This is a genomic window from Sphingobium sp. RAC03 (assembly GCF_001713415.1).
In the GTDB taxonomy this organism is placed as follows: Bacteria; Pseudomonadota; Alphaproteobacteria; order Sphingomonadales; family Sphingomonadaceae; genus Sphingobium.
Genome location: NZ_CP016456.1, coordinates 3,066,869 through 3,078,837, shown reverse-complemented (window position 1 = coordinate 3,078,837; position 11,969 = coordinate 3,066,869). Strand labels below are relative to the sequence as shown.

General features: G+C 57.1%; 9 protein-coding genes. 8 read left to right on the top strand and 1 reads right to left on the bottom strand.

Annotation, left to right across the window (positions count from 1 at the left end):
- Position 1: 1 nt before the first annotated feature.
- Positions 2 to 979 carry a tetratricopeptide repeat protein gene (locus BSY17_RS19335; RefSeq protein ID WP_081913165.1) on the bottom strand — a complete coding sequence of 326 codons (978 nt, stop codon included), beginning with the start codon at positions 977 to 979 and terminating at the stop codon, positions 2 to 4.
- A gap of 628 nt (positions 980 to 1,607) precedes the next feature.
- On the opposite strand from BSY17_RS19335, the gene secA reads away from it, so the two are divergent.
- From secA to BSY17_RS19295, 8 genes are all read left to right on the top strand, one after another.
- Positions 1,608 to 4,343: a preprotein translocase subunit SecA gene (gene secA / locus BSY17_RS19330; RefSeq protein ID WP_037480242.1), complete on the top strand. Its 2,736-nt coding sequence runs from the start codon at positions 1,608 to 1,610 to the stop codon at positions 4,341 to 4,343.
- 129 nt (positions 4,344 to 4,472) lie between these two features.
- Positions 4,473 to 4,826 carry a PilZ domain-containing protein gene (locus BSY17_RS19325; protein WP_069066688.1) on the top strand — a complete coding sequence of 118 codons (354 nt, stop codon included), beginning with the start codon at positions 4,473 to 4,475 and terminating at the stop codon, positions 4,824 to 4,826.
- Between the two features lie 197 nt (positions 4,827 to 5,023).
- Positions 5,024 to 6,106, top strand: coding sequence for a mannose-1-phosphate guanylyltransferase/mannose-6-phosphate isomerase (locus tag BSY17_RS19320; protein WP_083217164.1), 1,083 nt, complete (start codon positions 5,024 to 5,026; stop codon positions 6,104 to 6,106).
- 48 nt (positions 6,107 to 6,154) lie between these two features.
- Positions 6,155 to 7,660: a phosphomannomutase gene (locus BSY17_RS19315; RefSeq protein WP_069066686.1), complete on the top strand. Its 1,506-nt coding sequence runs from the start codon at positions 6,155 to 6,157 to the stop codon at positions 7,658 to 7,660.
- 84 nt (positions 7,661 to 7,744) lie between these two features.
- Positions 7,745 to 8,779 carry a GDP-mannose 4,6-dehydratase gene (gene gmd, locus BSY17_RS19310; protein WP_069066685.1) on the top strand — a complete coding sequence of 345 codons (1,035 nt, stop codon included), beginning with the start codon at positions 7,745 to 7,747 and terminating at the stop codon, positions 8,777 to 8,779.
- A 103-nt stretch (positions 8,780 to 8,882) separates the two neighbouring features.
- Positions 8,883 to 9,779 carry a GDP-mannose 4,6-dehydratase gene (locus BSY17_RS19305; RefSeq protein WP_069066684.1) on the top strand — a complete coding sequence of 299 codons (897 nt, stop codon included), beginning with the start codon at positions 8,883 to 8,885 and terminating at the stop codon, positions 9,777 to 9,779.
- A 167-nt stretch (positions 9,780 to 9,946) separates the two neighbouring features.
- Positions 9,947 to 11,170, top strand: a complete 1,224-nt coding sequence (gene argJ / locus BSY17_RS19300) for a bifunctional glutamate N-acetyltransferase/amino-acid acetyltransferase ArgJ (protein ID WP_069066683.1) — start codon at positions 9,947 to 9,949, stop codon at positions 11,168 to 11,170.
- Positions 11,170 to 11,967 (top strand): inositol monophosphatase family protein, encoded by a 798-nt coding sequence (locus BSY17_RS19295; protein WP_069066682.1) that lies wholly within the window; start codon positions 11,170 to 11,172, stop codon positions 11,965 to 11,967. The genes argJ and BSY17_RS19295 overlap by 1 nt, the downstream gene beginning before the upstream one ends.
- Positions 11,968 to 11,969: the final 2 nt, after the last annotated feature.

Genomic DNA, 11,969 nt, shown 5'->3' with positions numbered 1-11,969 from the left:
ATCAATGTTTTCCTTGAACATGCGTGGCCAGAAGGTTCCATATGGCTTTTTCACGTTCGCCCAGTTCAGGCGGGCACACCATGACTCTTGACTTGCCTTCGGCGGGGGCGGGACTGGCTTGCGTATGCGCGATTTCAGCACCGGCCAATATGGGGTGGTCAGCAAGGCGATGGGGAGCAAGCCGAAGCACGGTGCCGAACGCTGTACGGGCCGAATTATGCCGGTTTTGCGCCGTTAACACATAGCCAAGATGTAACCATGGATCCACATATAGGGGATCGATTGCGATCGCGCGACGGTAGGCGAGTTCTGCTTCGGGTTGCTGGTTTTGGTGGTTGAAAGCATGGCCGAGCTGTAGAAGAAGATCGGGATTGCTCGGCTCAAGCCGCACTGCAGCTGCATAAAATTTCTCGGCTTCTTTCCAATCCCGTTTGCGCGCAGCTTTTCTTGCCTGGGACCGCAACCACACTGCCTTCCACCCCATCGGCCGATCAGGACGGCATTCATCAGCGTGCGCAAAAGCAGCATTGACCAGATATTCCTGCGTCTTTTCCTCGCCTTTGTCTGCCAGCAATATTTCAGCGATGTCGCGATTTTCAGGGTCAAGAAGAAGGGCGCGGGCTAAAGAACGCATTCCTTGTTCATGAAGATGCGTTTCGCGCTGCACATAGCCTAGATGGCGGTGACCGATAGAATTTTCTGGCTGCGCTTTCGTTGCATTGCGATAGGCGAGCTGTGCTGCATCCGGCATTCCCAAATGACCATAGGCATGACCTAGCTGCACCCAGAGGCGTGCATTCATAGGTACCAATCGCAATGCCCCAACATAGGCATCAACAGCTTGGCCCCAATTCATTGCATGGGCAGCGGCACGTCCCTTTTTTCTGGCTAAATATGCACAGAAGCGAGCGGCAAACGGGACCATCTTCAACTTGGCGATTTCAAATGGGGCGTTCGAAACAGGATCTACCAACTTCATAGCATACTCTAACTGTCAATTTTGACCGAATAAGACGCGCTGCCCAAGCCTCAGCCTAACAGACCCAAGCCCTGGAAGACTTTACAACTTCGTACCGATTACAATATGGGGGGAAAGCGCCCGTGAGCTCCAATTATGCAACCGTAAGCCCGTGACCTTGTGTATAACGTCAATCCCATGCTGCTTAGTTTGATCTAGCTCATATCAGAAAATAAATCACTTTATATCAATTTTTTAGATCAAATTACATGACATATGATCTGGTATGCGAAGTCTCAAATCGGAAGGAGCTGGCGCGTTGAAACCAACGAATTCATGGTTCCTACAATTTCGAGCCTTGCAACCGCCTTGGCAAGAAAATTTTGTCGAAAAGCATAATTTCATGGAAAATGGTAAGGGGTTGCTCTCTTCTGAACGAGGCAATGAACCGCATTGCTCAATGCTGGGCGAGTAAGGCGCATATCGTGATATTACCGTAATAGAGCGATCCCTCCACCCGCCGCAGGACGTTACCTGTGGTGCAGCGGCACGTTGATTGACTAACCGCTGAGCCATCCCTAAATCGCCGCGCATGTTTGCGCGCCTGCCCGTCACCGGGCAACGCCTCCCTTTTGAGTCAGGAATGTCCATGTTCGGCGCACTCGCCAAGTCCATCTTCGGTTCGTCCAACGAACGCTATGTGAAGTCGCTGGGCAAGATCGTCGATCGGATCGCCTCGTTCGAACCATCCGTGCAGGCGCTGAGCGACGCGGATCTGGCCGCACAGACCGCGCGGTTCCGCGAGCGGCTGGCCGCGGGCGAGACGCTGGACGACCTGTTGCCCGAAGCCTTTGCCACGGTGCGCGAAGCGTCCGTCCGGGTATTGGGTATGCGCCATTTCGACGTGCAGATGGTGGGCGGCATCGTCCTGCATCGCGGAGAGATCGCCGAAATGCGCACGGGTGAGGGCAAGACGCTGGTGGCGACGCTCGCCACCTACCTCAATGCGCTGGAGGGCAAGGGCGTTCATGTCGTCACCGTCAACGACTATCTCGCCAGCCGCGACTGCGACTGGATGGGGCAGGTCTATCGTTTCCTGGGGCTGACCACCGGCGTCATCGTGCCGAACATCAGCGAGGATCAGCGCCGCGCCGCCTATGCCGCCGACATCACCTATGCGACGAACAACGAACTCGGTTTCGACTATCTGCGCGACAATATGAAATATGACCGCGCGTCGATGGTCCAGCGCCCCTTCAACTATGCCATCGTTGACGAGGTGGACTCGATCCTGATCGACGAGGCGCGCACGCCGCTCATCATTTCCGGCCCGACCGACGACAAGTCCGAACTCTATGTCTCAGTCGATGCGATCGTGAAGCAGGTCACGGAAGCCGACTATGAGAAGGACGAAAAGCAGCGCTCCGTCACGCTGACCGAAGACGGCACCGAGCGGATCGAGCGTCTGCTGGAGGATGCCGGGCTGCTGCAGGGCACCAATCTCTATGATTTCGAAAATACCCAGGTGGTGCATCATGTGAACCAGGCGTTGCGCGCCAATGTCATGTTCCGCCGCGACATCGATTACATCGTCAAGGACGGCAAGGTCATCATCATCGATGAATTTACCGGCCGCATGATGGATGGTCGCCGCTGGTCGGATGGCCTGCATCAGGCGGTGGAGGCCAAGGAAGGCGTCCAGATCGAGCCGGAAAACCAGACGCTCGCCTCCGTCACCTTCCAGAATTATTTTCGCATGTATCCCAAGATTTCGGGCATGACCGGCACCGCGTCGACCGAAGCGACCGAATTTTACGAAATCTACAAGATGAACGTCGTCACCATCCCGACCAACAAGCCGGTGCAGCGGATCGACGAGCAAGATAGTTTCTACAAGAATATCGAGGACAAGTTCCGCGGGATTGCGCGGACGATCAAGGAACATGCCGAAAAGGGCCAGCCGGTTCTGGTCGGCACGGTGTCGATCGAAAAGTCCGAAATGCTGTCCGAATTCCTCAATCAGGAAGGCGTGCCCCACGCCGTTCTGAACGCCCGCTTCCATGAGAGCGAGGCGCATATCGTCGCACAGGCCGGGCGCAAGGGCGTGGTGACGATCGCCACAAACATGGCCGGTCGCGGCACCGATATTCAGCTGGGCGGCAATCTGGAACTGCGCGTCGAGGACGAACTGCGCGATGTGCCCGAAGGCCCGGAGCGTGACGCCGCGATCGAGCGGATGAAGGCGGAAATCGCTGCTGAAAAGGCCGAAGTGCTGGCCGCTGGCGGCCTGTTCGTGCTAGCGACCGAGCGGCATGAAAGCCGCCGAATCGACAATCAGTTGCGTGGCCGTTCGGGCCGTCAAGGCGACCCCGGCCTCTCGCGCTTCTATCTCAGCCTCGACGATGATCTGATGCGTATCTTTGGGCCGGACACGATGTTCGCCAAGATGATCCGCTCCAACCTGGAAGATGGCGAAGCGCTGCCCCCGTCCAAATGGCTGAGCAAGGCGATCGAGACCGCGCAGAAGAAGGTCGAGGCGCGCAACTACGACATCCGCAAGCAGGTCGTCGAATATGACGATGTCATGAACGACCAGCGCAAGGTGATCTACGAACAGCGCTCCGACATCATGGATGCCGATACGGTGGACGACGTCGTCACCGACATGCGCCATGAAACCGTGAACGACATCGTCGGCGCGTCCTGCCCGCCCGGCACCTATCCCGAACAATGGGACATGGTGAAGCTCAAGACCCGCACCTCCGAAATTCTGGGGCTGGAGGTTGATTTCGACGCTTGGATGGCCGAGGATTCGATCGACCCGGAAATGATCGAGGAACGGCTGACCGCCATGGCCGACGAAGCCGTCGCCGAGAAGGTCGCCAATGTCGATTCGGCCGACTGGCACATGATCGAAAAGTCGATCCTGCTCCAGAGCCTGGATCATCACTGGAAGGAGCATCTGGCCACACTCGACGCGCTGCGCCAGGTCGTCCATCTGCGCGCCTATGCGCAAAAGACGCCGATCAACGAATATAAGCAGGAAGCCTTCGCCCTGTTCGAACGGATGCTGGAAAATATCCGCGAGGATGTGACTGGATCGATCGCGCGGGTGCAGTTCCGCATGGACGAAGCGCCACTACCGCAATTCGACCTGCCGGTGCTGCCCGACTTCATCACCACCCATATCGATCCCTTTTCGGGTGAGGATAACAGCGCCGACATCGACGCCGGGCAATGGGGCGGGATCACCACGACCATCCCCAGTCGGCCGCTCGACACGGCACCCGATAGCGACTTCGCCAATCTCGACATCAGCCGGAATGCGCTTTGCCCATGCGGGTCGGGCCAGAAATACAAGCATTGTCACGGCGCCTTGGCCTGATCCTGCGTCGGGCGGATGGGTAGTTCCGTCCGCCTATGGCTAATATTGGGTTGACCAGATGGGGCATGGTTTCGGTAACGAAACCAGCCGATAATTGCACCTTATCCTGGGGGGAGCCGGGAGAAGAGCATGACCAGCACGTCCAATCGTTCACAAAGTGACCGTCGTCGCGAAAGTCGCTTCGTCGCCAATGCGCCAGCGACCCTGCTATGGGACGGGGACAGCCGCCCAGTCACCATCCTGAACATTTCGGTCTATGGTGCGCTACTGGGCGGTGCCCATGTGCCGCCGGTCGGTGCCCGCGTGACATTGATTGGCGATCATCTGGAAATATGTGGCACGGTCATCTGGCAAGGTGATGATCGATGCGGCCTTCTGCTTAGCCGTGCCGTTGATCCGCTGGCCGTGATCGACGAACCATCGGTGCGCACGACCGAACCGCCCATCACGCTACGTCGGGTCGCGCCTGGCCGTTACGCTTAAAGAGAACGCCATCGATCTTCTCGACCCGCGCGTCACTATCACAGTCCAGTTATACCGTTGCCCAAGCGCCGCCATCAGAGTGCTAAAGGCTTGGCAAGCCTAGAATTTGCAGCCATAGACCACGCCAATCATCCGTGTGACACTGTTACGGTAACGTTACATCTGATTTGAAGATTGACGGATTAATTAGGCGAAAAATGGCGAGCGAATCTCAATATATTGTTCCTGTGGTCTTGTCTGGGGGATCGGGAACTCGACTATGGCCGGTGTCGACGCCTGAGCGTCCCAAGCAACTGCTATCGCTAACGGCAAAGCAAACCATGCTTCAATTGACCATCAGTAGGACGGAAGGCTATGCCGGTGCTTCGGTTAGTTCCCCGATCATTGTTGCCAATGCCGCACACGCACCCATTGTCGATGAACAATTGCAGGCTATCGGAATCCACGACTATCGTCTGATACTTGAACCGTCGGGGCGCAACACCGCGCCCGCAATTGCGCTGGCAGCATTAGAGGCGCGACCTGATGATATTCTGCTGGTGATGCCAAGCGATCATATCATCCTTGATCTGCCTGCGTTCCATACTGCCATATCGCGTGCGTTGCCGCTTGTTTCAGAAGGTCTGCTAACCACATTCGGCATCGAAGCGGACGGCCCGGAGACGGGATATGGTTATATCCAGATGGGTGCTGACCTTGGCAATATGGTGCATAAGGTAGCAAGGTTCGTTGAGAAGCCTGACGCATCTACTGCCGTAAAGATGTTGGCTGAAGGCAAATATGTCTGGAATGCTGGCATATTCCTGTTTCGGGCCGACGCCTATTTGGAAGCGCTTGAACGTCACCGGCCGGATATGCTGGCCGCAGTCAGGGCGTCCCTTAAAGGCGCGAAGCGCGAAGGATTGCATGTCCTGCCGGAACCGGAATCCTTCGCGGCTTGCCCCTCTGACTCGGTAGACTATGCCATTATGGAACGCGAGGCGCATGTGGCCTGTGTTCCTGTCAATATGGGCTGGTCCGATGTCGGCAGCTGGGACTCGTTGCATGCGGTCAGCACTAGAGACGCCAACGACAATGCAGTACGAGGGGAGGCCCTCCTGTTGAACGCAAGAAACTGTTTGGTGCATAGCGATGGACCCCGCGTCACGCTGGTCGATATTGACGACTTGATCGTGGTCGTTTCAGGACAAGAAGTCATGATATTGCGTCGCGGCGAATCTCAACAGGTTCGCCGCGTGACGGAAGCGGTAAAGGGCGCTAAGCCTGCCACAGGGGCGTAAGTTTTCCGCGTCTGCAATCACATTCCCTAGCGGGCATAGCGAGTTTTTATGACGGGTGTTTCTATCGCGGACCTGATGGCCGTGTCTGGCGTCGCTTTCGGTACAAGTGGCGCCCGCGGCCTCGTGAGCGCGATGAGCGACCGCATATGCTTCGCCTACACCATAGGCTTTCTGCAGCATCTGGAAGCCGAGGGATTGTTTCACTCCGGACAGCATGTTGCGATTGCTGGTGATCTTCGCCCATCCTCGCCCCGGATCATAGCCGCCTGTGCAGCCGCTATTGTTCATAAGGGCGGACATGTGGACTATTGCGGTTTCGTACCTTCGCCAGCGGTGGCAGCCTATGGCTTTGCGCGGGACATGGGGTCGCTCATGGTTACGGGCAGCCACATACCCGACGATCGCAATGGCATAAAATTCAACCGTCCCGATGGTGAAATACTCAAGGCGGACGAACTGTCCATCCGGGCGCAAATAGTGGATTTGCCGGATATATTCGACGGCAGTGGGATGTTGTTGGCGCCTCCCCTAAAGTTTCCCCTTGTCGATGCTACGACAACATATATCGCACGCTACGTCGATTTCTTTGGTGCGCGCGCATTGGAGGGGCTTAAGCTCGGCATTTACGAACATTCGGCCGTCGGTCGAGATGTCCTTGTTGCTTTGGTCAAGCAGATGGGCGGGCAAGCCTTTCCTCTCGGTAGATCGGAAACGTTCATTCCAGTCGATACGGAGGCGGTTCGCCCTGAAGACCATGTCCTCGCCCGCCAATGGGCTGCAGAATTGCAACTCGATGCCATTTTGTCGTCAGATGGGGATTCGGACAGGCCGCTGCTGGCCGACGAAACGGGTATATGGATTCGTGGGGATATATTGGGCATTTTATGTGCCAGGGCCTTGGGTATCAAGGCGGTCGCGACGCCGGTCAGTTGCAACAGCGCGGTGGAGCTGTGCGGCCTGTTCGATGAGGTCCGCCGGACCCGGATCGGATCACCCTACGTCATAGAAGGCATGCAGGGACTGAGTTGCACAGGTCATGCCACGATATGCGGCTATGAAGCCAATGGCGGCTTTTTGCTTGGCACTCCTGTTGAAAGCGAGGGCGTTGTTTTAGACGCGCTACCGACGCGCGACGCCATGTTGCCAATGATAGCAGCACTAGTGGATGCAAAGCGCCGAAGCATCACTCTGTCGGCGTTGCAGGAACAGTTGCCGGCCCGATATACGGTGAGTGATCGCCTGCAAAATTTCCCCACCGATCGCAGCCAGGCGTTGATTTCCTATCTTCAAGCTGGCACCGAAACCGATATCCTCGCTCGGCTAAAGAGTATGCTGGGCGCGGTAGCGGGGAAAGCGGTCCGGTTCGACACGACAGATGGGTTGCGGATCTATTTCGACAATGACGACATCGTCCATCTTCGCCCCAGCGGTAATGCACCGGAGTTGCGTTGCTATACGGAGAGTGCGGATGTGGAAGCGGCATCGACGCTCAATCAGCAAATTCTACACCTTGTCGCAAACAGTGATAGTAATATTCTTGAATTTCAAATCTAAAAATAGAATACTATTATCGACACATTATTCTCAAAAATGTTCGATTGATTCAGAAATAAACATTTTATCTGGCACGAGGTTTATATGAAAACGGCAATAGTTACTGGAATAACCGGGCAGGATGGTGCTTATCTTGCTGAACTGTTGCTGGGTAAGGGTTATGAGGTTTATGGAACCTATCGCCGCACCAGTTCCGTCAACTTCTGGCGGATCGAGGAACTTGGCATAAGTCAGCATCCTAACCTCAAGCTTGTGGAATATGACCTCACGGATCTTGCATCGAGCATTCGTCTGCTACAAACGGCCAAGGCGTCAGAAATCTATAATCTTGCCGCACAAAGCTTCGTAGGCGTATCCTTCGATCAGCCGATTACGACCGCCGAGATTACCGGCATAGGCCCTTTGAACCTCCTCGAAGCCATCCGCATCGTCGATCCCACGATCCGCTTCTATCAGGCCAGCACGTCGGAAATGTTCGGAAAGGTGCAGGCCGTACCGCAAATTGAGGACACGCCCTTTTATCCGCGCAGTCCCTATGGCGTTGCCAAGCTGTACGCGCATTGGATCACGGTGAACTATCGTGAAAGCTATGACATCTTCGGATGCAGCGGCATCCTGTTCAACCATGAAAGTCCACTGCGCGGCCGCGAATTCGTAACCCGCAAAATCACCGACACCGTCGCGAAGATCAAACTTGGTAAGATGGATTGCCTGGAACTTGGCAATCTGGACCCGAAGCGGGACTGGGGATTTGCCAAGGAATATGTCGAAGGCATGTGGCGCATGCTGCAGGCCGACGAGCCGGACACCTATGTTCTGGCGACCAACCGCACTGAAACCGTCCGCGATTTCGTTCGGATGGCGTTTAAAGCTGCGGACATTGAGGTCGAATTTTCGGGCGCCGAAGAGCAGGAGGTTGCCACCGACGTTGCAACCGGCAAGATCGTCATGCGCGTCAACCCGCGTTTTTATCGCCCTGCCGAGGTCGATTTGCTCATCGGCAATCCCGAAAAAGCTGTCACAAAACTGGGCTGGAAGCCGGAAACGACATTGGAGCAGTTGTGCAAGATGATGGTAGACGCGGACCTCATACGAAACCGTTTGAACGCCTCTTTCTGATCTCGATTTGAGCGTTGAAGGCACGATGCTAGTAGCCGGGCGATCGGATACCACATCTACGTGGCAACGGTCGTTCCACGGCCGCAGTTAAGGTGAGACATCTATGAGCAGAATTTTGATTACCGGCGTAGATGGGTTCACGGGACGCTACCTAACCATTTTGTTGTCGCGTCATGGTCACGAAGTCGTTGGTATATCGCATATGCCGATTACTTCGCCTATCGAAGGATTGAGCAGGTCTGTCATATGTGATTTGACCAACGCCAAAGCCCTTACGGACACGATCGCAGACATCAGGCCGGATAAGGTCGTGCATCTTGCTGCAATCGCATTTGTCTCTCATGGCGTAGCCGAAGATATTTATCGTACAAACATCGTGGGTAGTCGCAATCTGCTGGACGCCCTCGATAAAGCGGGAAATGTCGATACAATCCTTCTGGCCAGCAGTGCTAATATTTATGGAAATCGGGTAAGTGGCGCCATTACCGAATCTGTTTCGCCTGACCCTGTAAACGACTATGCTGTCAGTAAATTATCGATGGAGTTTGTTGCCCGCCTGTACAGAGAACGTTTGCCGATCATCCTCGCCCGGCCGTTCAACTATACCGGCGTCGGACAATCAATCAATTTTGTCATACCCAAGATCGTTCATCATGTGCGTCAAAAGGCAGATGAGATAGAGTTGGGAAATCTGGACGTTTCCCGTGATTTTTCGGATGTCCGTGATGTCGTGTCGGCCTATGCCTCTCTTCTGGACGCGCCTTCTGCTTTGGGCGAAACATTCAACATCTGCTCCGGCAAGGCCTATTCGCTGAGAGAAGTAATCGCCATGATCCAGGAGATTTCGGGACGCGATTTCGCCGTTCGCGTCAATCCGGACTTTGTTCGCGAGAACGAGGTAAAAACATTGTGGGGAGATCGTAGCAAGCTCGATGCGGTGTCCGGGCAAAGGCCGATATATGATCTACGCGATACGCTGATATGGATGCTCAATCACTAGTAAACGAGTGTTGCAGGCGAATGGCGTGGTTACTTTTGAACAATCACAGTTACTACGCTGAACTGAATATTTGTGGCATCGCTCTATCCTGACCGATGTGAAAATATGTTTGTTCCAAAGGGCATTGTGCCTAAACTGGCCTCCACCCCTGTCATAGCGAGACGAATATGCAACGCTCCCCCCTCGCCCCTGCCCACTTCCCTGTCCTGCCCTCTATCGCGGGTGTGACGCTGCGTGTGGCGCAGGCGCGCTATAAGGAATGGGACCGCTGCGACCTCACCTATGTCGAGTTGGATGCCGGCACGGCGGTCGCGGGTTTGACGACGCAGAGCCTGTGCCCATCGCCCGAAGTCGAATGGTGCCGTGATGCCATTCCGCTGGGGTCGGCGCGGGCGCTGGTGGTCAATGCGGGCAATGCCAACGCCTTTACCGGGCATCGTGGTCGCGCGGCGGTGGAGGCGATTGCGGCCAAGGTGGCGAACCATCTGGGCTGCCTGCCTTCCGACGTGCTTGTGTCTTCGACCGGGGTGATCGGCGTGCCCCTGCCGATCGACAAGGCCGAAGCGGGCCTCGAAGCGGCGTTCGTTGCTGAACCCTGCGGCTGGGAGGCAGCGGCTACGACCATCGGCACCACCGACACCTATGCCAAGGGCGCCCATGCCTCCGCCATGATCGGCGACACGCGCGTCGAACTGGTCGGCATCATCAAGGGATCTGGCATGATCGCCCCGGATATGGCGACGATGCTGGGCTACATCTTCACCGACGCGGCGATCGATCCGGCGCTGCTCCAACAGATGCTGTCGGCGGCCAACAAGCGGACCTTTTCCTGCATCACCGTCGATAGCGACACCTCGACCAGCGACACGGTGCTGGCCTTTGCCACCGGCAAGGCGGGCAATGCGCCACTGACCAGCATGGACGATGCGGGGGCGGACGCCTTTCAGGCCGCACTGTCGGACATCTGCCGCCAGCTCGCGCATCTGGTGGTGCGCGACGGCGAAGGTGCAACCAAATTCGTCGAGATCAGCGTCGAGGGTGCAGCAAGTGACGAGAGCGCGCATCGTATCGGCCTGTCGATCGCCAATTCGCCGCTGGTGAAGACCGCGCTGGCGGGCGAGGACGCCAATTGGGGTCGGGTCGTCATGGCCATCGGCAAGGCGGGCGAACCGGCCGATCGCGACCTGCTCTCCATCCGCTTCGGCGCGACGCAGGTGGCGACCGGCGGCCTGGCGGTCGAAGGCTATGACGAAGCGCCGGTGGCCGCGCATCTCAAGGGGCAGGATATCGAGATCGGCGTCGATCTGGGTCTGGGCGAGGGGCGCGCGACAGTGTGGACCTGTGATCTGACCCACGGCTATATCGCGATCAACGCGGATTATCGCAGCTGATGCAGCTCAATATCCACGCCCCCGTCGTCGCCCTAATGCGCGAGGTCGCGCGCGACATCGTCATGCCGCGCTACCAGAACCTGGCGCGTCACGAGATCAGCGAGAAGGCGGCAAACGACTTCGTCACCATCGCCGACAAGGAAAGCGAAATCCGCCTGGCCGAGGGGCTAAGTGCGATCCTACCCGAAGCCGGGATCATCGGCGAGGAAGCCTGCGCGGCCGATCCGGCGATCCTCGACCGGGCGGGTGAAGGGCTGAACTGGATCATCGACCCGATCGACGGCACCGGCAATTTCGCGGCAGGCAATCCGCCCTTCGGCATCATGATCGCGCTGGCCGATGGCGGCGCGACGCTGGCGGGGTGGATCCTCGATCCGCTGACGGGCCGCTTGTGCCATGCCATGCTGGGCGGGGGCAGCCATATCGACGGGGAACAAGTACAGGCGCGCGAGAGCGGCGGCGAGCTGCCGATCGCGGCGCTGGCCGTCTATTTCATGACGCCGGAGGAACGGGCGGATATTCAGCGGCGATCGCAGGACCGTTTCGCGCTGGTGGACATTCCTCGCTGCGCCGCCGAACAATATCCCCGGCTGGTGCTGGGGCAGAATGATGTGTCGGTGTTCGCGCGCACCCTGCCTTGGGACCATGCGGCGGGCACATTGTTCCTGAACGAAGCGGGCGGCTGCTGTCAGCGGCTCGACGGATCACCCTATCAAGTCGGCGATACGCGCCGGGGTCTGCTGGGCGCATCTTCGCCGCGTTTGTGGGACAGGGCAGCGGAAATCCTGTTCCGCTAACC